This window comes from Plebeiibacterium marinum (assembly GCF_026013615.1).
In the GTDB taxonomy this organism is placed as follows: domain Bacteria; phylum Bacteroidota; class Bacteroidia; order Bacteroidales; family Marinilabiliaceae; genus Saccharicrinis; species Saccharicrinis marinus_A.
The window spans coordinates 43,341-69,417 of sequence record NZ_JAPDPI010000026.1 but is presented as its reverse complement, the minus strand read 5'-3'; the positions used below and the strand labels follow the sequence as shown (position 1 = coordinate 69,417).

General features: G+C 36.2%; 20 protein-coding genes. 14 read left to right on the top strand and 6 right to left on the bottom strand.

The features are described 5' to 3' along the window. Nucleotides 1-114: 114 nt before the first annotated feature. The gene (locus OM074_RS13285) at nt 115-1,257 is read left to right on the top strand and encodes an MFS transporter (protein ID WP_301200192.1); all 1,143 of its coding nucleotides are present in this window, start codon (nt 115-117) and stop codon (nt 1,255-1,257) included. A gap of 78 nt (nt 1,258-1,335) precedes the next feature. Here the strand turns inward: OM074_RS13285 and OM074_RS13280 are convergent, their stop codons facing one another. From OM074_RS13280 to feoB, 4 genes are all read right to left on the bottom strand, one after another. Next, complete coding sequence (locus OM074_RS13280; RefSeq protein WP_301200190.1) at nt 1,336-1,644, bottom strand: heavy-metal-associated domain-containing protein; 309 nt, start codon at nt 1,642-1,644, stop codon at nt 1,336-1,338. Nucleotides 1,645-1,721: 77 nt separating this feature from the next. Then, on the bottom strand, nt 1,722-3,932 hold the full coding sequence (locus OM074_RS13275; RefSeq protein ID WP_301200188.1) for a TonB-dependent receptor: 2,211 nt from the start codon (nt 3,930-3,932) through the stop codon (nt 1,722-1,724). A gap of 694 nt (nt 3,933-4,626) precedes the next feature. Continuing rightward, nucleotides 4,627-4,827, bottom strand: coding sequence for a FeoB-associated Cys-rich membrane protein (locus tag OM074_RS13270; protein WP_301200187.1), 201 nt, complete (start codon nt 4,825-4,827; stop codon nt 4,627-4,629). Nucleotides 4,828-4,829: 2 nt separating this feature from the next. Further along, nucleotides 4,830-7,331: a ferrous iron transport protein B gene (feoB, locus tag OM074_RS13265; RefSeq protein ID WP_301200186.1), complete on the bottom strand. Its 2,502-nt coding sequence runs from the start codon at nt 7,329-7,331 to the stop codon at nt 4,830-4,832. Between the two features lie 277 nt (nt 7,332-7,608). On the opposite strand from feoB, the gene OM074_RS13260 reads away from it, so the two are divergent. After that, a complete protein-coding gene (locus OM074_RS13260; RefSeq protein ID WP_301200184.1) occupies nt 7,609-8,406 on the top strand; it encodes a hypothetical protein in 798 nt (265 codons plus the stop codon). 106 nt (nt 8,407-8,512) lie between these two features. Here OM074_RS13260 and OM074_RS13255 read toward each other — a convergent pair whose 3' ends face one another. Then, the gene (locus OM074_RS13255; RefSeq protein ID WP_301200182.1) at nt 8,513-8,884 is read right to left on the bottom strand and encodes a DUF3276 family protein; all 372 of its coding nucleotides are present in this window, start codon (nt 8,882-8,884) and stop codon (nt 8,513-8,515) included. A gap of 356 nt (nt 8,885-9,240) precedes the next feature. Here OM074_RS13255 and nusB point away from each other — a divergent pair, with 356 nt between their 5' ends. From nusB to OM074_RS13195, 12 genes are all read left to right on the top strand, one after another. Beyond that, complete coding sequence (gene nusB / locus OM074_RS13250; protein WP_301200180.1) at nt 9,241-10,176, top strand: transcription antitermination factor NusB; 936 nt, start codon at nt 9,241-9,243, stop codon at nt 10,174-10,176. A 3-nt stretch (nt 10,177-10,179) separates the two neighbouring features. Continuing rightward, nucleotides 10,180-10,593, top strand: coding sequence for a DUF1573 domain-containing protein (locus OM074_RS13245; RefSeq protein ID WP_301200178.1), 414 nt, complete (start codon nt 10,180-10,182; stop codon nt 10,591-10,593). 16 nt (nt 10,594-10,609) lie between these two features. Next, a complete protein-coding gene (yajC, locus tag OM074_RS13240) occupies nt 10,610-10,927 on the top strand; it encodes a preprotein translocase subunit YajC (protein WP_301200175.1) in 318 nt (105 codons plus the stop codon). An 86-nt stretch (nt 10,928-11,013) separates the two neighbouring features. Further along, nucleotides 11,014-12,039 (top strand): CdaR family protein, encoded by a 1,026-nt coding sequence (locus tag OM074_RS13235; RefSeq protein WP_301200173.1) that lies wholly within the window; start codon nt 11,014-11,016, stop codon nt 12,037-12,039. Beyond that, nucleotides 12,036-12,626, top strand: coding sequence for a dephospho-CoA kinase (coaE, locus tag OM074_RS13230; RefSeq protein WP_301200171.1), 591 nt, complete (start codon nt 12,036-12,038; stop codon nt 12,624-12,626). Before OM074_RS13235 ends, coaE begins: the two co-directional genes overlap by 4 nt. A 7-nt stretch (nt 12,627-12,633) precedes the next feature. Beyond that, nucleotides 12,634-13,374 (top strand): TerB family tellurite resistance protein, encoded by a 741-nt coding sequence (locus OM074_RS13225; protein WP_301200169.1) that lies wholly within the window; start codon nt 12,634-12,636, stop codon nt 13,372-13,374. Between the two features lie 232 nt (nt 13,375-13,606). Continuing rightward, nucleotides 13,607-14,044, top strand: a complete 438-nt coding sequence (locus OM074_RS13220; protein ID WP_301200167.1) for a DUF5606 family protein — start codon at nt 13,607-13,609, stop codon at nt 14,042-14,044. Between the two features lie 147 nt (nt 14,045-14,191). Next, on the top strand, nt 14,192-14,683 hold the full coding sequence (locus OM074_RS13215) for a DUF2062 domain-containing protein (protein ID WP_301200165.1): 492 nt from the start codon (nt 14,192-14,194) through the stop codon (nt 14,681-14,683). A 189-nt stretch (nt 14,684-14,872) separates the two neighbouring features. Continuing rightward, on the top strand, nt 14,873-16,066 hold the full coding sequence (locus OM074_RS13210; RefSeq protein ID WP_301200164.1) for an SUMF1/EgtB/PvdO family nonheme iron enzyme: 1,194 nt from the start codon (nt 14,873-14,875) through the stop codon (nt 16,064-16,066). A gap of 154 nt (nt 16,067-16,220) precedes the next feature. Beyond that, nucleotides 16,221-16,805: a T9SS type A sorting domain-containing protein gene (locus OM074_RS13205; protein WP_301200162.1), complete on the top strand. Its 585-nt coding sequence runs from the start codon at nt 16,221-16,223 to the stop codon at nt 16,803-16,805. A 15-nt stretch (nt 16,806-16,820) separates the two neighbouring features. Then, entirely contained in the window at nt 16,821-22,229 is a 5,409-nt protein-coding gene (locus OM074_RS13200) for a C10 family peptidase (protein WP_301200161.1), read from the top strand. A 508-nt stretch (nt 22,230-22,737) separates the two neighbouring features. Continuing rightward, nucleotides 22,738-23,958: an ammonium transporter gene (locus OM074_RS13195; RefSeq protein WP_301200159.1), complete on the top strand. Its 1,221-nt coding sequence runs from the start codon at nt 22,738-22,740 to the stop codon at nt 23,956-23,958. Nucleotides 23,959-24,048: 90 nt separating this feature from the next. On the opposite strand, the gene OM074_RS13190 is transcribed toward OM074_RS13195, so the two are convergent. After that, complete coding sequence (locus tag OM074_RS13190; RefSeq protein WP_301200157.1) at nt 24,049-26,052, bottom strand: FAD-dependent oxidoreductase; 2,004 nt, start codon at nt 26,050-26,052, stop codon at nt 24,049-24,051. Nucleotides 26,053-26,077 lie beyond the last annotated feature (25 nt).

The following is a 26,077-nucleotide window of genomic DNA, read 5'->3' as shown; positions in this document are numbered from 1 at the left end:
GATGAGGGCTTACAAGCATGTGTTATTTCAACTACTTTTGTTTGCTCTTGATAAAGTTTGGTCTTGAGGTTCAATACCTGTTATCAAAAGTTTCTCATCTCATATCTATATAACATGCTTAAAGAAATACGTAAAAACCCTATGTATTGGTATTTGTTATTGTTGACTATAGCAATAACGGCTGGCTTTCAGGCCTGGCGAACCATGTTTAATAATTATGCAGTAGATGATGTAGGTGTTAATGGCTTTCAGGTTGGAGTAATACAGTCGGTTCGTGAGGTGCCGGGTTTTTTAGCTATGCTGGTAGTGTATTTATTGCTGATTATTAAAGAGCATAAATTGGCGGCCTTAGGTACCCTGATTTTAGGAATTGGTGTGACAGCTGCTGGAGTTTTCCCTTCTTTTACAGGACTGGTTTTTACTACTTTAATAATGTCGCTTGGGTTTCATTATTTCGAAACGGTTAATCAAAGCCTTACCTTGCAGCATTTTTCGTTGAAAGAGGCTCCCGTTGTTATCGGAAGTATAAAAAGTTATGGGGCACTAACTAATATAATTGTGGGTTGTTTGATTTGGTTTGTTTCAAAGCATTTTGAATTATCCCACCTTTTTATGGGATTTGGAGTTGTTGTTGTTATAGCAGCGTTGTATGCATTTACCTGTAACCCTATAAAAAGAGAAGTTCCTTCTCAGCAAAAGAAAATGGTATTAAAGCGTAAATACTGGCTGTTTTACGTACTCAACTTTTTAAGTGGGGCTCGAAGACAGGTGTTTGTGGTTTTTGTAGTGTTTATGTTAGTTGAAAAGTATCAGTTTAAAATAGAGGGTGTTGCAGTATTGTTTGTAGCGAATAACATCGTGAATTATTTTATGGCTCCTTTGGTAGGAAAGGGGATAAACAGGTTTGGTGAGCGTGTGGTTCTTACGATGGAATATGTGTCGCTGATAATTGTGTTTTTAGGCTACGCTTTTATTGAAGATAAAACAATGATGATAATACTGTACATTGCCAATAATATCTTTTACAGTGCATCCATGGCAATCAATACATATTTTCAAAAAACCGGGGAACCTCAGGATATTGCACCATCCATGGCAGTGGGTTTTACGATTAACCATATTTCGGCTGTAGTCATTCCAGTGGTAGGAGGAGCATTGTGGATGCTTAATTGGAGAATCCCCTTTATAGCAGGAGCTGGGATAGCCGTATTGTCATTGTTTTTTGCTCAAAAAGTGAAGGTGTTAAAGAATAATTAGTCAAAAAAAATGAGGGAGACTTTTTGTATATAATAAAAAGTATCCCTCATTTTTATATCGTACGAACGAGAATAGTATTTATTCCTGTTTTTCTTTTTTTACTTCTGCCGTAAAACCTAATTTTTCAATTGCTTTTTCAATGTTTTCAATATTGTTTTTATCTGATTTGTAGGTAACTTTAACTTCCTTGGTAGGAATATCTACTACTACACTTTTTACTCCTTTTTCGTAAGGAATGTTCTTCATGATCTTGTTTTTGCAACTGTGGCAATCAATTGAGCAGATATAGGTAACCTCTTTTACTTCTGCTTTTTTCTTTTGAGCAAAAGATGTTGTAAATCCAATAGTTAAAATAAGAGTTGCAATTACTAATTTTAAATTTTTCATAATTAAAATGTTTTATTTGTCTTTGTCAATAGTTCATTACTGATCATTGCTAAATGATCTTTGTTAATTGTTGTCTATTAATCTCTTGCCAGGTTGTATTTAATGCCAACATAAATCATCCCTCCATATAGAGGTCCCCATACTCTGGAAGCATCAAATTCATCACCAAAAGGGTTTTCCGGATCGATGATCGCATTATCCTGTGTGTATTCCCCAATGTTTTCACCTCCCAGATAAAAACTCCAGTTTCTATAATTTTTGGTTATCTGTGCCATCAAAACCATATAGCTATCTGATTCATTGGCTCTGGTATTTTGTGGCGAATTGTTCCCGGTAGAGGGGAGTCTTTGCTTTCCGTTAAACTGAGCTGTTAAATCAAACTGCCATTTGTCCAGGTTTGTTCTGTACGACCCGGATAGTAAACCCTTGTATTTGTTTACAAAAGGCACATCATTCTGTTTTCCAAAATAGGTGCTCCGTACATCATTAATTCTATAGGCAGCAGTAACATCAAAACGCTTAAATATTTCCATACTGGTTTCAATCTGGAAAATGTTTGAGTATGAATCTCCATCAAGATTATAAAAATGTACCTCATTATTATTTCTGTCTAAATCAACCACCAGCTGGTTTTCAAAATCAGTTCGATAAAATTCAAGGTTTACGTTGAGTTTTTTCGCTCCAATTGGAATCTGGTTAACCATAGCAATGCCATAATTCCATGCTGCTTCCTGTTTGATGTTTTCATCAAAAACAAAGGACTTAGAACTTGCCAAAAAGTTTGAATTTTCAGAAATGGCATCAGGTGTTCTATATCCTTTGCCTGCACTGGCTCTTAAAGTAATGTGTTCGCCTGCATTGTATTTGGCATGAACCCGGGGTGTAATAAAACCATTATGCAAACTGCTGTGGTCGTACCTTATTCCTGCCATAAAAGTGAAATCTTCATTTGGAATATAATTGTACTCAGCAAAAATTCCTGGAGTGGTTTCAATAAAACCTACATGGTCTGTGTTACCGTTAAAAATGGCATCGTTGTCATCATGTACTAAACTAAAGCCTGCATTATATGTATGGCGTGTATCCCCAATGTATGACTGGTAAATGATGTTCGCATAAAAATTCTTTTGAGTTACATTAAAAGTATTATGCCCGTAAAATGAATTTCTGTCAAAATAATTAAAAGATAAGATGGTACCCAGGCTTGTTGAAGGTCTCTTAAATATAAAACCGTTTTTTGCAAAAACGTTAAACCGTTCCACATCAATATTTATTCCATATAATGATTGCTGGGTTTGAGATATATCATGATTAAACCCTTTTTGACCACCTTCTCTGTTTTCCCTGATGAATGAGAATCCAAATTTTGAAGTATAGTTGTCAGTTTTATAATTCCATTGGTTAATAAAGGTTCCCATATTGGCTATCGGTTTATCCAAAAAACCATCATGATTCATGTCCATTTCCCTGTAGTTGGCACTAGCTTGTAGCATAATGGATGTAGTCCACTTCTCATTTAAATCAAAAGCATAGCCAAACGTAGACTCTGTTTTTCCATCCTGATTGCCATATAAATAAAAGTGCATCCTTTCTGAAGTAGAAGGCTCTTTAAGCTGGATGTTTATTTGACCGGTCATGGATTCATATCCGTTTTTTACAGCAGCAGAACCTTTTGATATCTGAATACTTTCCATCCAGGTTCCGGGTATATATTCCATCCCAAATGCAGATTCAGCCCCTCTTAAAGTTGGGATGTTGGCAATGGCTATTTGCGAATATCTTCCCGATAGTCCTAAAAGCTGGATTTGTTTTACTCCGGATACAGCGTCTGCAAAAGAAACATCAACGGAAGCATTGGTTTCAAAACTTTCCGAAAGATTGCAACAGGCGCATCGCTCTAATTCTTTTCCGCTAACTTTTTGGACATATAAGGGATTTAATTTTGAAATAGAAGTTGATGCAGTCCTTCTTGCCACGATCACCTCATCAATTGCCTCCCCTTGAATCATCATAACTTTTAGGGGGGTAGTGTCATTTATTTTTACCGTGTCGTTTTTATAACCTACATAACTAAAAACCAAAAGTTGATTATTGTTGTTGTTGGGTAATTCAAATATACCGTTGGCATCTGTAATGGTGCCAATGGTTGTTCCCGACCAGTATACATTAACGCCTATTAAAGGCAGTTCCTTTTTATCTTTTTTTTCAAATACTTTTCCTTTAATATCGCCGGCATGTGCAGATATACAGAAAAGCATTGAAAAAACAATAGTATAGAATGTTTTCATTACTTAAAACCAGATAGTTGTAAACTTATAGATTGATGTTTTTCGTCCATAATTCGTTTTATATGAATGATTATGGACGGATGCATTTACATTTGTGTATGCATTATTTTGGGCAAGTGCCGCCTAACAATCTAGTTTTAATGTTTGATACGAAGTTACAATATCCCTTCCCGACCTAAGTGTTTTGGGGACTTCCGGTGGGTAGTCAAAATATAATTCTTTATTGCTTAATGATATTTCATTTAAAGCCATAAGCTCAGTAAAAGGTTCAAATAATAACTTTAAACTGAGAGGTTTTGGAGATTTTATTTGCTCTGAAAAAGTATAGGAGTTTGTTAGTTTAACAATTTTATGGAAGCTTTTGTGATGGTCGCAACAGGGTTTGGAGCTGCTATGCTCATCATGGTGGTGTTGGCAACAGCTCGCATGATTGTCACAATAAATTAAAGCGTTTTCAGCGCATAGTTCTTCAGTTTCATCTATGTAAAAAGAATATACGGTTTGGTGGGCATGCTGACAAAAATGATAAAAAAGAACAACGCCACTTGTGCTTATCAGAAATAAGCATAGTAGAGTCATTGAAATTATATATCTATTTATCACTTTTAATTGCATATTGCTAAATAATAAGAAAGAATTCAAAAACACTGTTAACAACCTGTTAAACTTTTGCGGTTATGAAATAAATCATGTTTTAAGCAATGGTTTTAGGCAGCTTCATGCTTTTGAAATTAATATTATTTAGAAGCTCAGTTTTGGCGTTGCACATGGCACAACCATGGGAGCAGATTGCTTTTTTTTCCTGAAAAGAATTGTAAATAATTTTTCCCAACGAATAAAAAGCATATCCGAATGCCCCGCTTACGCTACACCACATTAATATTTCCTGTACCATATTTAAATTATTAAACTACCTATCTGGAATACGCAAAACGACAAAATCCAGGCCAGAGAAGTAGTATATAAAATAGTAAACATTGCCCATTTCCATGATCCTGATTCCCTGCTAATTGTTGCAATTACTCCGATGCAAGGAAAGTAGATCAGAATAAATATTAAAAAGCTCAGAGCCACAAGTGGTGAAAAGGAGGGCTCCCCTTTTTCGTTAACAGCATTCTTAATATTATCTTTTAAACTCCCCTGTTTTCCATCATTAGATGTTGATTCCTGATGATAAATAACAGCCATGGTGCTAACAACAATTTCTTTAGCAGCCACGCCGCTAACAATACTAATTCCCATTTTCCAATCAAAACCAAGTGGTTTTATTACAGGCTCTATAAACCTTCCTATATGCCCGATATAGGATTCTTTTTGCAATTCGGCTTGCTTCTCTGATTTAATGGCTTTTATCTGCTCATGCAATTTGTTATTATAACGTTCAACATTGCTGCCTGGTTCAACCTGCAAGGACTTATTTTTGAGTTGTGAAGTTAATTGCTCAATCTGAGCATCATATTTGATGCTTATTTCATTGTTCTTAGGAAAATTTTGCAAGAACCATATAATGATGGATGCAATTAAAATGATTCCTCCTACTTTTTTAAGATATTGCCCCCCTTTATTCCACATATGGCGTATTGTAGAGTTTAATGTGGGCATACGATACGGAGGGAGCTCCATAACAAAAGGGATGTCCTTTTCCCTGAATAAAACTTTTCGGAATATTTTGGCAACTATAACTGCAAGGAGGATTCCAAGTCCGTAAATGCCAAATAATATGGTGCCGGAATGTTTGGGGAATACTGCTCCAATAATGAGTATATAAACCGGTAATCGGGCACTGCACGACATAAATGGATTAATCAGCATAGTAATCAGCCTGTTGTTTTTATCCTCAATTGTTCGGGTGGCCATAATGGCAGGCACGTTACAGCCGAAACCCATAATCAATGGGATAAACGATTTCCCGTGCAATCCCATTTTGTGCATCAGTTTATCCATAATAAAGGCGGCACGTGCCATGTAGCCAGTATCTTCCATAAACGAAATAAAGAAGAACAGTATAAGAATGTTTGGGAGAAATACTACTACGCCGCCCATACCACTTATAATGCCGTCTATAAGTAAATGCTTAAATGGGCCATCGTTCATGGTGTTTCCCAACCAGTTCATTAATCCCTCAACACCGGTTTCAATCCAGTTCATAGGATATTGCCCTAACGTAAAAGTGGATTGGAACATAAGCCACATGAAAAAGAAAAATACAGGAAACCCAAACAGCTTATGAGTTAAAAAAGTATCTAATATTTCAGACTTTCGAATGCTAACCCTGGGGGATTCTTTATATGTTTCACGGAGCGCACCGGCAATAAAACCATATTTTGCATCGGTAATTAATGTTTCGGTATCATCGTTGAGTTCGTTTTCAATTTTCCGAATTGCTTTTTCTGTTTTTTGCTTCAGTTCCGGATTTTCTGCGGAATCAATATAGGCATTATAGCAGTCTTTATCCTTTTCCAGAAATTTTAAGGCAAAAAAGCGTGGCGAAATATTCTTGGGAAAAACCTGGTTCTGCTGTATGTCCGGCAATAATCTGGAAATGCCCTTTTCTAATGTTTCACCATAGTTAATATGAACACGCCGTTGATTAAGTTGCTTATCTTCATATACATCTATAATGGTATCGAACAATTTGCCAATTCCTTGTTTTTTGGAGCTAACAGTAGGTACAAAGTTTATCCCGAGCATTTCACCCAGGTTTTGATGGTTAAAACGATCCCCTTTTTTCTGCAGTTCGTCATACATATTCAGAGCCGCAACAATTCTAACATCCATATCAATTAACTGGGTGGTTAAAAACAGGTTGCGTTCTATATTTGATGAGTCAATAACGTTTAGTACAATGTCTGGAGACTCCTCCATGATATGCTTTCGTACATATAGTTCCTCTGGCGAATAGGCAGATAAGGAATATGCACCCGGTAAATCAACAATGTTGAATTTATAACCCTTTCTTGAAAAGGAGCCGGACTTGGAGTCAATGGTAACTCCGCTGTAATTGCCAACATGTTCCTGTGTGCCGCATAGGTAATTGAACATGGTCGTTTTGCCACAATTAGGATTTCCTACAAGGGCAACGTTAATGGTTTTGCGTTTTTTAAAAGCCGAATTGCGTAACACTTCATCCGTAATTGTGCCTTCAAACTGGGCAGGAGCAAGGTTGCGAGCTTCATCTTTACTAATGACCTCAATCATTTTTGCTTCACTTCTTCTTAAAGAAACCTTGTAGTCCATTATTTCATATTCTATAGGATCTTTAAGAGGCGCATTCTTTACAACCTTAACTTTTTTCCCTTTTACAAACCCCATTTCTATGATGCGTTTCCGAAAAGCACCAAAGCCCTTCACTTTCACAATAACGGCTTCTTCGTTTGTTTTTAAATCAGATAAATTCATCCTAAAAGGGTAAAAAGTATTTAATAATATTGTAATATGTTATAACCAACAAAAATATAATACAAGCCTTGTTTTGCCAATACCAATATATAGGGATTTTTGTGGTTTCAGCACCAAATAATTGTCAACAATCATAGGTATTGACCATTTGGAGTTGTTTGTGATAGACTTTTTATAAAATAGATAGTTTATGATAAACTAATTAAGAGTTTTGAATATGCTAATATAGAACCTTTTTTTTTATGCGAGAAGAAATGCAATTTATTACTTTTGCATTATGGATAAAAATGAACCGGATTTAAATAAGGTGTATCAAAAAATACAGGATTTGCTGAAAAATAAGGGGCAAGTGGTTTCCGTGTTGGAGGAACAGGTGGATGTAGAGATGCAGATGGAGTATTTTAAGTTTTCGAAAAATCAAGGAAAGGATTTTGATAAAGAGCATATTCTTAATGAGAAAGGGTTGCTTTTTAGTGAAGATACAACGGTAGATAGAAAGAAAGAATTGTTGGTGTCTTTGGCAAAAATTGACGATCCTGAAGCATATCGAGCCATAGAGGATTATAAAAACAATGCAGATGAGGAGCTTAAATCGTGGTCGGTATTGGCTTTTCAGGAATCTAAAATGGTTTTGGAAACTTCGCTGTTAGGTAGTGCTCCAATTTTTATTTCTACCGGATTAGGTGGTCAAGGAAGTAACCTTAGATATTTTGTTGTATTGGTGGCAGCTGAGGATAAGCCTTTTGAAAAGTGGCAGTGCGATCTTGTTGAAAAAGAGGTTGGATATTTGTTTGAAAGTGAGGAAGGGGAAATTGAAAGCATGGAGTTTGATAATGATAAGGTGCTGATAAAAGTATTGCTTCCTATCAGTACAAACATAAAGGATTTTTTCTCTAAAGGAATAAAGGAGTGCAATGAATTTGGTAATTTTCTAACAGAATCTTTTCTTGTTACAAACGTTAAAGAGTTGAGTATTGAAGAAGTTGATGAGCTAATTCAGGATTTTAGGTTGAATAAGGAGAATGGAGGAGAGGCTGATGATAGCTATGTTGAAGATATTGATGATGTAATTTAAATGCAATACTTCTGCGGAACGGTTTTGTATAAAGATAATATGTTCAGGATATGGTTTGAACAATAAAAAAAAGCCACTGAATTATCAGTGGCTTTTATATTGCGATTTATTCTGCTAAATCTTCAAATTCTACATTGGTGTATTCATTTGCACCTACAGCTTCAACCAACTCTCCTTCCTCTTCGTACTCTTCAATAACAGGCTGGTTTTTTCTAATGTAGTCAACTACCTCTTGTAATCCGTCAGCAAATTTCTCGAAATCTTCTTTGTAAAGAAAAACTTTGTGCTTTTCAAAATGGAATCTTCCATCGTTTTCAAATTTCTTTTTACTCTCGGTAATTGTTAGGTAGTAATCATTTTTGCGAGTTGCTTTTACATCAAAAAAGTAAGTCCTTTTTCCCGCTCTAACAGCTTTCGAATAGATTTCTTCCTTCTCATTTCTATCATAGCTGTCTCTTTTCTCATATCCTTCCATCATCAAATAGTTTGTTATTTTGATAAAATATTCACTGATTTTGTTTGCCACTCAAAAATGCTAATTATTTTTTAAATATTCTATTTTTTAAACAAAAAAAACTGTTTTTAATAAAAAAACATGAGTTTATTACTATAATTATTCTTTTATGTGCCTTGTAAATTAGGGGTATACAACAAAAAAATATTGAAAAAATAGAATGGGTTATTCTTAGAAAAGAAATACTTATGTTTTAAAAGAGTAATCTGATGTCTAAATATTCTTTGTAAATAAATTCTAAAATTGCATTTTTTTGTGGTATGCAAATAAAAAAGACCTATTTTTGCGGCAGTGATTAATATAAAAAAGTTCTTTGAAGAATGTTAAATAGACGACTACTTAGGGTTAAGGTGATGCAGGTATTGTATGCTCATTACCAAAACGACGATACAACCATTCAAAACTCCGAAAAGGAATTGTATCACAGCATTTCTAAATCCCTGGATTTATATTACTTATATTTTATGTTGCTGCTGGAGTTAAGGGATTACGCCATTGGACGAATTGAATATGCTAAAAGTAAAAAGTTAGCTTCAGTTGAGGATAAAAAGCCTAATACAAAGTTTATTACCAATAAAATATTTAGTAAACTTGCTGAAAGTAAGGATATTCAGAAATATATTGATCAAAATGGCAATAACTGGAGCAACTATCCGGAAGTGATTAAAGGAATATATCAGGATATAGTTAAATCTCAACAGTATAAGGATTACCTTGATAAAAAGGAGTCGTCATTTGATGCGGATCGTAAGTTTGTAATTAAATTATTAGAAAAAGTAATTGCATATCACGAACCGATCTATCCAACTTTTGAAGAGCAAAGTATTTATTGGAATGATGAAATTGAGTTTGTGCTTAGCATGGTGATTAAAAGCATCAAAAGCATGAAGGAAGATGGCTCGATGGAGGTGATGGGAGAATATAAGGATGAGGAAGACAGAGATTATGTAAAAAAACTGTTTAGAAAAGCCGCGCTTAACAAAGAGGATTTTCGTCAGTTGATAGATAAGTATGCCAAAAACTGGGAAATTGACAGGGTGGCATTTATGGATGTGGTTTTGATGCAAATTGCTTTGGCCGAATTGATAGAATTCCCAAATATCCCCGTTAAGGTTACCATGAATGAGTTTATAGAAATAGCCAAACACTATTCGACTGAAAAAAGTGGTACATTTATTAATGGCGTATTGGATAAAGCTATTGTTGATTTAACCAAGGACAATAAAATTAAGAAGACCGGTAAAGGACTTGCTTAAATTATGAAGTGTCGTTTGTTAATTGTTTTAGGATTTGTTGTTTTGTTGGGGTGTAATCATTTGGGTAAACCAGGCGACAAGAAAGGAGCTTACACGGAATTGAAAACCACAACAGCTTCATTTAATAAAACAATTCACGACTTTGGGGCGTTACATGAAGGTGAAACCGTAGGATGTTTTTTTGTGGTTACAAATACAGGTAAATATCCTTTGGTAATAAATAATGTAGAACCCGGATGCGGTTGTACAAAAGTACTTTTCCCAACGAAACCAATACAACCGGGAAAAGATGGCGAAATAGAAGTGAGGTTTGATACACGTGGCTTTTACGGAAAGCAATATAAAATATTACGTGTGGATGCCAATATAAATAAAAAGTCGAAAGAACTTGTGGTTTCGGCTAATGTTATAAATTAGAAAACCGAATATTAAAATGAACTTACAAGCATTATTTTTACAGGCTCAACAGCCTGCCGGAGGACAATACTCATTTTTTATAATGATGGGTCTTTTAATTGTAGTATTTTACTTTTTTATGATTCGTCCTCAACAAAAACGTCAAAAAGAGTTAAGACAATATCGTGAGGCTTTAAAAAAGGGAGATAAGGTTATTACTACAGGCGGGATATATGGTAAAGTTTCTGAGGTTAAAGAAAACTTTATCAATGTTGAAATTGCTAATGGAGTAGTAATTAAAATTGATAAGTCGGCTATCATTATGGATATGTCAGACGCTCAGCCAAAACGCTAAAAGATAATTTTTTTTCTGAGAGCCAATAACTATATTTGATGGTTATTGGCTTTTGTTGTTTTAAGCCTTTTATCAATAAGGATTTCATGACAGTAAAATCTATAAAGAACATATTGCGCGAATATTATTCCTCCTTAAAGGATTTTATAATAAACCTGAAGGGCAACCGGGATATGTTGGTTTTTGTAATGTTTATTTTATTATCTACGGGATTGTGGTTTTTGAATGCTTTACGTAAGGATTTTGTTACAACTATTGAGTATCCTGTAAAGTACCATGAATTTCCTGATGATTTTATTTTGTTGGGAGAGCCACAACATACTGTGCAGCTAAAAATTAGTTCGGTTGGATATAATATATTACCCTATCATTTTGGTAAAATATTATCACCCGAAAATCTTAATGTATCCGGGTTTAAGCGGATGCAGCATGGTGATAATTATGGTGCATATGTTTTAACAAGGGATTTGAAGAAGTCATTTGCCAGAAACTTAACTAATGGGATTGAATTGTTGGAGATCTATCCGGATACTTTATTTGTGAATTTTGAAAAGAAAGTAAGGAAGAAGGTACCTGTTCGTTTTCAGTCGAAACTTACTTTTGAACCTCAATACCAGCAATCGGGTGAAATTATAATAAAGCCTGATAGCGTTATGGTTTCCGGTGCATTTAGTTTGGTTGATACCATAAGCTATGTGTTAACGCAGAAAAAGGAGTTTGAAGATTTAAGTGATTCATTGGTAAGGAATGTGGCACTGGTTAATCTGGATAAGGTAGTTTGTGAGCCAGGTAGAGTGGTGGTTAATGTTCCTGTAGAGCCATTTACTGAGAAAGTCTTGAATATCCCATTAAGTAATATCAATGTTCCGGATAGTCTTCGGTTAAAGTGTTTTCCGTCAGATGTAAAAGTTTCGTTTACGGTAGCTGTAAGTCGGTTTAACAATATAACAGATGGTGATTTTAAAGCTGTTGTAGATTATAATTCAGGTACTTCAGGATCCCTGCCCGATCGTTTAAAGGTAAAACTTACCAAAATACCTGAGGGAATTAAAAATCTGGATTATGCACCTTTGTTTATAGAGTGCCTGTTTGAAAAAGTAAATCAAAAATGATTAGCATAGGAATTACCGGTGGCATAGGTAGTGGCAAGAGTACTGTTTGTAAAATATTTGAAACGCTTGGGGTACCTGTTTATTATGCAGATGCCAGGAGCCGGATGCTGACAGATTCTCATCCGCAGATTATTTCTGGTGTAAAAAGCTTGTTTGGCGGGCAAATCTATACTCAGGGAAAGTTGGATAGGAAAAGAGTGGGGGAAGTTGTTTTTAAAAATAAGAATCTTTTAAATGAATTAAATAGGATTATTCACCCTGTTGTTGCTGAGGATTATATTCATTGGAGCAGGCAGCATTTTGATAAGCCTTATGTGCTGAAGGAGGCTGCAATTTTATTTGAGAGTGGGGCATATAAACAGGTAGATAAGATAGTTACCGTATCTGCCCCAAGAGAATTGAAGATTATGCGTGTGATGCAGAGGGATGGTGTTACCAGGGAAGATGTAATGAGCAGGATGAATAACCAATGGGATGATGAGCAAAAAGTGGCTAAGTCCGATTATGTTATATATTGTAACGATACCGATTTGGTGGTGACCCAGGTGTTAGGGTTGCATGAAAAATTAATAAATAGTAAAGGCTGAAATAGAAATGAAACATTTTAAAATATCAACTTCCTCTTTGCTGGGGGCCGGATTAGGTTGGTGGTTTTTAGGACCGGTAGGTGCGGTACTCGGTTTTGTGGTAGGGACAATAGCAGATAATGTTTCTCCTGAGTTTGGTGGAAATGCCGAATATCAGGGAGGTAACCCCAGGGATGGTTTTATAGCTTCTTTGTTGGTGTTGATTGCTGCAGTAATGAAAGCAGATGGGAAAGTTGTGAAATCAGAGCTTGATTATGTAAAAGTGTATCTGGTTCGCTCCTTAGGTGAGGCAAAATCAGCGGAAGCCTTGATTATGTTAAGAGATATTTTGAAAAGGAATATTCCTGTGTCTCAGGTGTGTGGTCAGATTAAAAATCATGTGGACTATAATTCAAGGGTTCAGTTGGTGCATATGTTATTTGGAGTGGCAAATTCCGATGGAAGTATTCCTCAGAGTGAAGTGTCCGTTATTCAGCAAATTGCTTTTGGACTCGGGCTTTCTACTCCTGATCTGCAATCGTTGCTGAATATGTATGTGAAAAATACGGAGTCGGCTTATAAAGTTCTTGACGTGGATCCAAAGGCTGCTGATGATGAAATAAAAAAAGCATACCGGAGAATGGCGCTCAAGTTCCATCCTGATAAAGTAGCTCATTTGGGAGAGGAGTTTCAGGAAGCGGCAAAAGAAAAATTTCAGAAAGTCAACGAAGCGTTTGAATCCATTAAAAAGGAAAGGGGCTTTAACTAGTGCTTTTTTTAGGTTGATTTTTTATGAGTGTAATTTGCTAATTTTATGCGATCTAATCCTTTATTGAAGAGGCTTAGCAATAGTATCATCGGTTACTGATTCTTTATATGCTAAACTTTGTTATAAAACATCTTTTTTGTTTATAGTAATCTGTTATTTTTGCAATCGGATTATTAGGAATATGATTGTTGTGAAAAGCAATTGGAATGTAAACAGGGAAAAATAAATAGAAATGAGTGATATGTTAAAAGGAATATTAGCTGTTTCAGGACAAGGAGGATTATTTAAAATGATTTCTCAGGCAAAGAACAGTATTATTGTAGAGTCGTTAGTTGATGGCAAAAGAATGCCGGCTTACGCTACATCAAGAATTAGTGCATTGGAAGATATTTCCATATTTACAGAAGACGAAGACGTTAAATTGTTGGATGTTTTTAAAAATATTTTCGAAAAAGAAGATGGTGGTCAGGCTATTAGTCATAAATCTTCAGCTAATGAATTAAAATCATATTTTGCGGAGGTTTTACCAGATTATGACAGGGACAGGGTTTATGTTTCTGATATGAAAAAAGTTATTCAGTGGTATAACCTTTTGATTGAAAAAGAAGTGCTTAAGTTTGGTGAGGAAGAAGAGGTTGTAGCTGACGAACCGGATAAGACAGAAGAGTAAATTACGTTGTTAAAATACCAGAGGGAGCGAAGCAGTCTGTTTCGCTCTTTTTTTTAGAAGAAGTTTAATATAATAATAATGTAGGATGAATGGAGGGGTAATATTGTGAGAGTTACTTAGATAATAAAAAATAAACCTGCTTTTTATATGAGAAAAATTAGAACCTATATTGTTGGGATTTTCAACAATACCAAACGGAAGTTTGTTGACCTTGTTTCAAAAGAACTATCTGTGTATAAAGTGGCCAATGCCATAGCCCTTGGTTTTGTACTGGGTATAATTCCTTTCTTTTTAGGAATGAATATCTGGTTGTCGTTGTTTCTTGCCTGGAGATTTAAATTGAATCATGTATTGGTTCAGTTTATTACAAACGTAGTTTACCCTTTGCAACTTTTATTTTTTGTTCCATTTATGAAATATGGTACCCTGCTGTTTTCTGATGAAAGTCTTGAGTTTTCAATGGCATTTATATTTGCAGTGTTTAAAGAAAGCTTTTTAGGAGGGTTGCAAGTTTTTGGAATGTACAATTTTTATGGAATATTGTTGTGGTTATGTATCTCGTTTCCTGTGTATTTTGTACTTTATTTTATATTCACGTATAGTTTTTCCAGATTGAAGTTGGTGCCGGTGAAAGCATAAGATATGGATTTAATAGTAGAGGTAGATTTTTCCAAAGGTTTGCACTTTGGAAAAGTTGCCCATGTAAACATCAATTTCTTTTGATAAGGGTATTTAACTTTTTGATATAGTTTTTCCTTTAGAGTAAAAAGTTAAATATTTTTGTTGGTTGAAATTTAATGTTGCATATAAATTAAACCTCATAATCAGATGCGTATTTTTTTAATCGTTGTATCTATTGTATTTTGTTTTTTATCAAGTTGCAGTAGTTCAGATGATCCTGTTGATTTAGGAGACAACAGTAATGGAACTGTTGATGAATCCAAAGAACCGGAAGAAGACTTCCTGACCGTAGATGTGGATACTATAAGTTTTGCTTCAGACGTAAAAGCTGATATTGTAATTGTTCAGGCCAACACCAATTGGAATATTCAAAGCAATGCAAGCTGGCTTCAACTGTCTCAAACCTCCGGTAGTTCGGGTAATGTTGCCCTTGTTGTTAAAGTAAGTGAAAATACAGGGCTTTCCCGATCAGCAGATTTAACCATTTCCTCAGCTGATATTACCCATAAGTTAGTGGTGATGCAAAAGGGAAGCGATAAATTATGCTTTAATGTTGGTGGAGCAGAGTTTGATTTGATTCGAATAGATGGAGGAACCTTTATTATGGGAGATTCAGAAACCATATCTTTTGAAAGTGCCACCAGGACTGTGCAACTCAACGACTATTATATCTGTGAAACAGAAGTGACCAACCAGCTTTGGGAAAATGTAATGGGTGGTTTGCCTTATGATACCATTGAGGATTTTCAAGGTTATATGCCAAAGCCATTAGAACCTGTTTCAGGGGTAACGTGGGCTGCAGTTGTTAATGATTTTATTCCAAAACTGAAAGAGAAAATTGGAGTTGACGTGTTGTTGCCAACAGAGGCTCAGTGGGAATATGCAGCTTCAGGGGGAAATAAAAGTGAAGGGTATACTTACGCTGGTTCTGATGAACTTAAAGATTATGCCTGGCAGTACTTAAATTCAGATGATATAAAACATGAGGTTAAAACCAAACTTCCCAATGAATTAGGATTATACGACATGAGTGGTAATGTTGAAGAGTGGTGTTCTGATTGGTTTGAAAGTCAGTATTTTGATTGGGATGCTTATGTTAATCAAGTGCCGGAAATTGAACCACAAGGCCCGGAGAGTGGAATCTATAAAGTTGTTAGGGGAGGGAGTTATACCACTCAAGAGCAATTTGGTATTGGCGAATGTGCTGTTAAATACAGGTCATACAAAATCCCTGGACTGGTAGATGGATGTTGGGGAAATTCTGGTCATCCGGATGAACCCCAATGCTTTTTTGGTGTGACAACGGGTTTTCGTTTGGTTGTAAATGCAATAGTTCGTTAATTTTTTGTAAGTGTAAGAATATGAGATATTTAATAAAATCAACTTAAGTTAGGTAAAGATTTGATTTTAAGCATCTTGTAAATAAGTCTCTTATCTTTTATTTAAAATCTAACGATCTGTTAAAATGGTAACTAACAAATTTAGGAAAGAAATTATGAAAACTATAATTACGATAAGCTTGTGTGTGTGTGCCGTATTGCAACTCAACGCACAAACAGTAGTGAAAATGAAAATTACCGAACCGCAACAAGAGGAGTTTACCGCAAAATCTGTTTTAGAAGATAATCTTCCCATTAATGCAAAAGTGCGATTTGGGGCCATTGGGTACTTGGTTTCGGGCGGTCAAGAGCCCTATGATTACACCTGGCTTGAGAATAATATTGTTGTTTCGAAAGGAGAAACAGTGGATTTTGTACTCCGCAAGATGAATCAGTATTCGGTGGTTATTTCTGACGAGAATAAGTGTAGTGTGGAATTGCCTATAAATACAGAAGATGTATCGGTTGAGGAAATCAGATCAAAGGTAAGTATATATCCCACTGTCGTAACAAGCCGTATTACAGTTGATTGTAATATTGGTGAAGCTGAGATAAAAATATTTGATGTTAACGGGACTGAGCATCAGTATGAAGTGGTTTATGGAAACAAGGATTTGGAAGTTGATTTAAATCCGGGGATGTATTTTGCAAAAATCAGCACTCCAATTGGTAGTTATGTTGAAAAAATCATTGTTAAATAGTGAATTAGGATAGAAATGAGAATATATATATATCACTTATGCCTTTCGTTGTTAATAGTTTTTTTAGGTATTAGTATAAACATAACCGCTCAAAGTCCTTTTGATGAGGCAAGGAAATGCGGTGGAGAATTTTTGGCGACGAAGGGAGTTAAGGAAATAAGGCTTGATTTGGTTTATAAATCAGGTAAAGCTGCATCCACTGTACTGTATAATTACAATAACAATCCTGAAGGTTATGTAGTTGTGGCTCAGTCGGGCAATGACTATGCCGTGGTAGGGTATTCAATGACAGGTATTTTGTCTGAAAAAAATACAAATGAGGGTTTTGATGGATTAATCAATAGTCTTGAGAGTATACCGATGTTGGATGTTGAGTCAATAAAGGAACGATATCTGTCTTCATTAAAAAGTACTATGGCTTCTGTAGGCCCACTTTTGGGAGAGGCAGGAGTGAGTTTGGATCAATATTACCATGCTGACGTTGGCGAGTGCCCCAGCGGATGTACAGCAACTGCTTTAGCCCAGATAATGGCCTATCATCGATATCCTGATTTTGGATCGGGTACGTATTGTTACACTCATGATGTATATGGTGAGCAATGTGGCGATTTTGAAAACACTAATTATAATCTGAGTGATCCTGGTCACGCTGATTATAATATATTATCGCGACATATAGGAGTGGCACTAAATATGGATTATTGTGGGAGCCCTTATGGTTCAGCTGCGTATGGCAGACCAGAGCCTATGAGAGAGTTCTTTAAATATCATGCCATTTATGGTGAAAACAACTCTGGTTTTATTAGAAATGAACTAGATCAGGGGCGACCTGTATATGCTTCCTTACCAGGTGAGCCCGTTGGGCATGCGGTTGTTATAGATGGCTATGATGGTGATTATTTTCATTATAATTTTGGTTGGGGTGGAGCCGGAAATGGCTATTATTATATGAACAGTAGAGATATTCATAAGTCATCATATACATTTAATCCGAACCCGGGGTCAATTATCTGTATGTCACCGGAACCCTTTACGGTAAACCAACAGGATTCATTGGCATTGTTAGCTGTTTATAATGCTTTTGATGGTGAACTAGATTGGAATATAAATGATTATGTAGTGTATTGGGGTGCAGATGTTGGTATATGGAATGGAAGGGTAATAAAGCTTAATATTTCGGTTGAAAAAACAGGTGCACCTTTTGAGATACCAGTGGAGATTGGTGGTTTAGAAGAGTTGCAGTTTTTAAGTATCAGAGCCGATATGCAAGGTCCTTTAACAGAAGGAATAGGCAACTTAAAAAAATTACAAGGACTGGATATTTACGATATAGCAGATAAAGATGTGCAGTTTCCTGACAATATTGGTGATATAGAAAGTTTAAAATACCTGAATTGTAATGGGGTTTCAGGAAGCATACCTGTTGGTATTGGCAATTTGCAAAAACTGGAATCCTTTTCAGCTAATGATTGTAACTTTAACTCTGCTATACCTTATGAAATCTGTAATCTTTCCAACCTTAATTATCTGTATTTATGGAATAGTAACCTTACAGGAACTTTGCCTGATAATTTTGGTAATTTAACTAAGCTGGAATATTGTACTCTGTCAGATAATCAATTAGAAGGGGTATTGCCTAATTCAATAGGAGGATTAGTAAGCTTGAAAACCCTCGAAATTGCCAATAATAATTTTTCAGGAGAAATACCAGCTTCGATAGGTAATATGGTTAGTCTCGAAAAATTTGATGCTACAAACAATGATTTTTCAGGAACCTTACCTGGTGAAATAGGTAACTGTTCTGAGTTGACGGATTTATATTTGAGCAACAATTATATTGAGGCAATTGAAAATGGTTTTGGAAACTTAAAAAAGCTCAAAAGTATTGTACTTACAAACAATGCCCTTACAGCACTTCCTGATTCTATTTCTAATTTGCGTGATGTAGAGGGATTTGATGCTTCAAATAATGATATTGCCTCTATTCCCGAGGATTTTGGAGAGTGGCAAAATTTAGCAGTATTGGATTTGTCCTACAATCAGATCCCAATATTCCCTGCCGGAATTTGTTTAAGTAATGAGCTTGTTTCTGTAAAATTAAATAACAATAATATTAAGGAGCTTCCGTCAACCCTTGAGATGATGAAGCAGGTCAATGAATTTTATATTGATAGCAACCAAATTTCAAGTCCATTACCTAAAAACCTATTGACCTACGATCAGGGACATGTTACCTTCTCCTATAATAATTTCTTATTCTGCGATTTACCTGATATGGATGAGTTTTCTGAAACAGCATTGGGGTACGAACAAAATAATGTGCCTGTTAAGGAAAATTTAATCAAGGTACATAAGGGGGATACCTTAAAAATTGATGTAAGGGATATTGCTCCATTTAAACATCCTTATAATAAATACTATTGGTACGAATACCCGGAAAATATCAGGATGAATACCCCTTGGGAGGATCATGATGGTGATCCTGTTTTAGAGTTGGTGATGGATGAGTATTCTATCAACAAAAAATATTACTGCAAAGTGTTTAATGATAGTATTCCCCGTTATAAATGGGATTACTATGGAACAGAACATGAAAATGCAATGATATATTGCTTAAATACTGATACTGTTTCGTTTGGTATTATTACCGAAGATGAGGAAGTAGAGAGGGATTATCCTGATGAATATATCTTAGCTTCTGATGAAATAGTAAATACAAGTATTACGGATAAAAATGTAACTCTGGTTGCGCCTAAATATCTTCGTGGTCGGACCATGTGGGAGGCTTCGTACGATAATGAGAGCTGGTTTCCGGTTGCGGATACCATGGTGCAAACAGATGTGTGGGCCAACGTAGTTAGTGAAAAGGACAGTGAACTCGTGCTGTATCCTAAAACTGCAGCATATTATCGATCGGTAGTAAAAGAGTCAACGTGCAACCCTATAGTAAGTGATGGTGTAAAAGTAAATCCGTATGGACAAGTTTTGTATGAGGATATGATTCCTGTTTCCGATCAGGATATTATCATTTCGGTGGATAGTATTGATGTAATTGTGCCGGCTAATTTTTCAGGAGAGGAATTCAGGTTGAGTATAGTGAAGTTGGATAACCCACCGGCAGGACCAGAAGGTGCAACTATGGGATCGTGTTATGATGTTACCGTTAGTGTGGGAGACGTGTTTGATGTTCCACTTATGATCAGACTCAAAAATATGGATGCCTCTTCATTTCCCAAAGAAGAAATACCAAACTATCGTCCGGTTTACTATGACGATACAAATCAAAAATGGGTTGAATATGAATTAAGTGATTTGTGTGTTGACGATAATTGTTTGGTGTTTAGTACCAAGCACCTTACAAAGTTGTCGTGGTATAACCTGTGGCAGGGTACTTTTACTCATTTTCTGAAACAAGGTAAGGTTACCGTTTATTATAAAACAGGAGGTAATTATGATACACAATATACATCCTATGAATTTCAGCTGCGTAATGAACCTACTGAAGTATGGCGTAATTCAAATACCGATCCGGAAGCAGGAGGAAATCCTTATTTAGTTCAGGATGTTGCAGGCTATGTAAATATTATCATGGATAAATTTAATAGTCTTGGTCTTGAAGTGCCTGAAGAGATTGGAGTTTACCTTGATTATAATATGGGTGCAAAAGGAATGATTAATATTATTGGATATTCGGCCCCTACAGGGTATTTAATTATTGATATTTTGGAGAATGTTGATCCTGTTGATTTTAAACAGACTTTGGCTCATGAATACATGCATTATACTCAAGATTATTATATGAGCGTTGCTCTTGATAATTATTTTTGGTGCGAGGTGAACGCACCTTTAAGTGGCTATCTGGTATGGAATACTATTTTAGAAAGATTAGAGCCTGAGGATGAAATTAAGAATAGGTTGGTTCGTTATAGAGATGATGCAAGTATATTTGAATTGTTGTCAAAATCTTGGGATAACGAAGCAACCTTGCCGGTTTTCGAAAAAAGAATCAATAGTGGAAATGCAAATCTGTCAGGTTCGTTTTTGCATTATATGCAAACCAAGCGAGCCGGAACAAAGCTGGATATTGTAAAGCTTTTAAAGGAGCATACTTTAGGTAGTAATCTGACAACGTGGTTGTGGAGAAGTTATTTAAATGAACAGATTGTATCTCAGTTGAATTCAACAGCAGGGGCGGAATATGATGCATATGTAAGGTATTTGCTGGAAGGAGGAGATGATAATTTTACAGTTATTAGCAAAGATGAGGGGAAGACTCCGTTGAGTCATGTTATTATGGTTTCTAAGTCTGGTCAAACTGAAGATTTTGCACGTAGGATATTATATGGTTTTAAAGAAGGTGAGGGGGAACCTCAGATAGATACTGTAAAAATGACCATCCCATATATGGCATCCAGAGTTGTATTGCTTCAGAATCAATCTGATGAGTTGGCAACGGTGGTCAGGTATAAAGCCAGTCATGCGCTCAATGAAAAATACAAAGTATATCATGGTAAATATAATTACGAAAGCAAAAAAATGGAGTTTGTTGATATTTCCGACAAAGAAAAATATGCATTGTTTTTAGAGCCAAAAACAAAAGATAATTCCGAAAAACAGATGCATGCCGGATTTTTGCTTTTTGTCAATACAAAATGTCCTACAGCTACTGAAACCGGTAGTGATTTTAATGTTGATGTTGAAATATCTGCCCAGCCGGTTCCAAATATTGTAGATGTTGCTTATGCCAATGTGGGTGATGGTTTTGTACACAACTTTAGTAATGGGAAACGCTATTTTATTTTAAGTGGGAATATGGAAAAAGTATTGCCGGATGACTATAACTATATGTTCCAGGTATTGGAGTATGATTCATATAAAACAGATATAAAAGATTCTTCATATACTGTTATCGTTAATTATAAACAAGAGCTTGTTATGGATAATGGACAGGATTTGCCTGTGTCAACAGGTACAGAGACAGGTTCTCAAACTATTACCTATAATTTTATGGAGGGATTGTTAGATATTACATTGAATCGTCATGTTGTCAATAGTTATAGTGGATATGTTGATTATAATACAAAAACAGAATACGACCCATTTATTGGTGGAATAGAGGATGAGACCTATCATGTAGTATATCAGGATATCACATCTTTTGAAAATAGAGATTATGGTACAGAATTCGGAGTTGGTGAGGTTGCTGAATTTACAACTTCTTCATCCGCAGAAACTCAGGCAGTGATCAAGAGCATGAGCGCTTCTTTTACTGACAATCACTATTATAGTAGTGGAGAACTAAATTCTGGTACATCAGGCTCTTATGTTTCTACTGATTATTCGGGCAGCGAAGTAAAGATTACGATTTGGTTGCATACAGAAAAACCAGAAGAGGAGTCGGATGTATATGAGCCCTTGTTTTAGTCTTGTTACTGAGCGAAGATAATTTAAAGAAAGTGTTGTGATAATGTTCGCAACACTTTTTTTTTGTATAAGGTTAGCAGGTTAGTAGACGGTTTGGAATTCCATATATTTATATATGCGTTATGTGAAATAATTTGTTGGAATATGACTTTTGAAGATTTGTAAAAAAAGATGTATTTGGGTATGTGTGGGGTGGTAAAATGGGAGGGTGGTTGAGTTATTGTGTGTTTTATTTAATGTGTTGCCCTGGTAATATTTGGGTGGAGGTAAATTAATTTAAACTTACATTATTTGTATGTGTTCTAAATAGAGGTAAAAGCTGATTTTTATCATATTGCATATGAAGTGGTGTAAAGTCTTGATGTTGATGTGTTATGGTGTAGTGGTGTGGTGAAAATATATGGTATAATGCAAAGGTGGTGTGTTAAAATAGGGGGTGTCCTGCTGAAAAAATATATACTTTTGCGGCAACGCATATAAAATTATTAATTAACAGTTTTTATTATTTATGTTTGATACTGGAACAACAACGTTCATGTTGCTGGCCACTAGCTTGGTTATGCTCATGACTCCAGGATTGGCATTTTTTTACGGGGGCTTGGCCTGTAAAAGAAATATTCTTGGAGTAATGATACAAAGTTTTGTATCGCTTGGAATCACTACTATTTTATGGTGGGCTTTTGGATATTCTTTATGTTTTAGCGGAGGAGAGGGCGCTATTATAGGGAATTTTGATAAGGCCTTTTTAAATGGAGTGGGTCTGGACTCGATGTATTCACCTGACAAACGTTTTCCTGAGCTGGTGTTTATTTCATATCAGATGATGTTTGCCATCATAACACCGGCGCTTATTACAGGGGCATTTGCAAACCGGGTTACATTTAAAGCGTACATCTTGTTTTTAATTGTATGGCAGATATTGGTATACTATCCATTTGTACATATGGTATGGGGTGGAGGATTACTTGCAGAGTGGGGAGTGCTCGATTTTGCAGGTGGTATCGTAGTGCATGCTACTGCTGGAGCTGCTGCCCTTGCATCCGTTTTTTATGTGGGAAAAAGAAGAAACCGGGATTCAAAGCCCAACAGTATTCCATTAGTGGCCGTAGGTACTGGTTTGTTATGGTTTGGGTGGTATGGTTTTAATGCTGGTTCAGAATTGTCGGTAAATGGTATTACAGCCATGGCTTTTTTAAACACAGATATTGCCGCATCAGTTGCTGCTATTACCTGGTTGGCCATAGAATGGGTGCGAACCGATCAAAAAAAGCCGACATTTATAGGCTTGTTAACTGGTTCAATTGCCGGATTGGCAACTATAACACCGGCAGCAGGATATGTTACCATTAATACAGCTGTGTTAATTGGAGTAATTGCAGCAATTGGCTGCTATATTGCTGTAAAAATAAAGGACAGGTTCCAATGGGATGATGCTCTTGATGTATGGGGCGTTCATGGTGTTGGAGGTGTTTTGGGTACCTTGATGCTAGGGTTGTTTGCAACAAAAGCTGTAAATGCAAATGGGGCAGATGGTTTGTTTTATGGTGATTCATCATTTCTTTTCAAGCAAGTTGTAGCCATTATTTTTTCTTCGGTATACGCCTTTGGTTTTACCTATGGTATGCTATGGTTAATCAATAAGATTACTCCGGTTAAAGTTTCTGTTGAAGACGAAGAAATGGGACTTGATGCTGCTTTACATGGTGAAACAGCAAGAGATAGTTATTAGAACTATTTAAAAAATACAATGAGATATGATAAAGGCCAGTAAGTATCAATTACCTACTGGCCTTTTTGCTTCTCCAAGAATGTTATATCTTTAGTATTTCGACATCATAGCAGCAATTCCCCCTCCGTTCTTTACATTGGTAAATCCTCGCTGCATCAAAACTTGTTGTGCATATGCCGAACGTGCCCCTGATGCACAATAAACAATTATTTCTCGATCTGTATTGTTTCCTATATCTGCCTTGTTTGCCATAATGTCATCTAACGGGATATTTACAGCATTGGGGAATGCACCTCCCATAAATTCGCCAGGCGTTCTAACATCAATTACCAAACGTTCCATTTCGTTGGCCGAAATATTTTTGTTAGTCTCCTCTTGCTCAATTGCTCTTTCTGCTGTTGATTTTTTTTCAACGGGTAATAGTTCAACATGGAAGTTTTTAAAACCTACAGTAATGGCATGGCGCTGCAGCGATATATGACCTCCTGATATATTGACGACTTCTTTACATCCTGCACCAACCAGAGTACGTAATGCCTGATGTCCTTTTTTACCAGTTTCATCATATACTATAATAGGAATGTCTTTGGGAATCTGGTCCAGATGCTTTGATAGCATCTCTATAGGTAAATGGTGTGCCCCTTTTAAACTGCTTTTCTGAAAAGCGAAAACATCTCTAACATCTAATACGATGACTTGCTGTTTTGATTCCAGGTAGGCGTCAAGGTTGCTTACGGGAATGCTGGTACTGTATCCTGATATCTTATTTTCAGCCGTATAGGCAGCCATATTCATAACATCATTGGCTGTTCCTATAGGAGGCGAATATGCAAAATCCATATCTGCTATTTCACTAACAGGTAATTTGGCCGCTGTTGCTGTTGCAATTACATCTAAACGTTTGTCGGCACCTTTATAGCCAGCAGTTTGTCCTCCAAGAATAATACCTGTTTTTTTATCAAAGACTAGCATAACGCTTACGGTTTCAGCCCCTGGATAATATGATGTATGATGTTCTTTATGTACAACCACGGCATCGGCATCAATTCCTGCAGCCAGGGCTTGTTTAAGCGAAAGACCGGTTGTGCCCGCTACTGCATCAAAAACTCGAACTACAGAGGTGCCTATAGAACCTTTGTAACTATGTTTTCCTCCCAAGGCGTTTTCCGCAGCAATTCTACCTTGTCTGTTTGCTGGTCCTGCTAAAGGTATTCTTACCTTTTTGCCATTGACACGATGCTCAATTTCAACCATATCTCCGGCGGCATAAATATCAGGATCTGAAGTCTCAAGTTTGTCGTTAACCAATAAGCCACCTGCTTCACCTATTGCCAAACCTGCATCCTTTGCCAATTGTAGGGTAGGTCGAACACCAATCGATAGAAGCACCATGTCAGCATCAATAACTTTTCCATTATCCAGTTCAACAGTGTTTGTATTTATTTTGGTGACTGCAGTTTCTGTATGCACATCAACACCATATTCAAGTAATTCGCGAGTTATAAAACCTGCTGTTTCAGCTTCCATAATTGACATTACATGCGGCATCTTTTCAACAACATGAACCTTTAGACCCCTTTTTACCAGGGCTTCAACCATTTCTAAGCCAATAAAACCTCCTCCAACAACAACTGCCGTTTTAGGATCTTTGTTGTTCAGGTGGTTATCTATTTTGTCCATATCTTCTAAGGTCCATAGACTAAAAACATGGTCGGTGTCTGCACCGGGCAGGTCTGGCTGAACTGGTCTTCCTCCCTGTGCCAATATAAGCTTTGTATACCCGTAACTGTTTTTTGACCCATCGCGGCTGTCAACTGTTTCAACCATGCGTGCCTCTTTATCAATTGCTGTTACCAAAGTATGAGTATGTACATCAACATCATACTGTTCTTTAAAACTTTCAGGGCTTTGCAGTATTAAGCTTGAGCGGTTTTTAATATCACCGGCTATATAATATGGGAGTCCGCAATTGGCAAATGAAATATCAGGCCCGGCTTCCAGCATTGTAATTTGGGCATCTGGTGAAATCCTTCTTGCTTTTGCTGCTGCTGTTGCTCCTGCAGCAACCCCTCCAATAATTAAAATTTTGTCCATATTTTGTATGTGTTTTTTTAAAAAG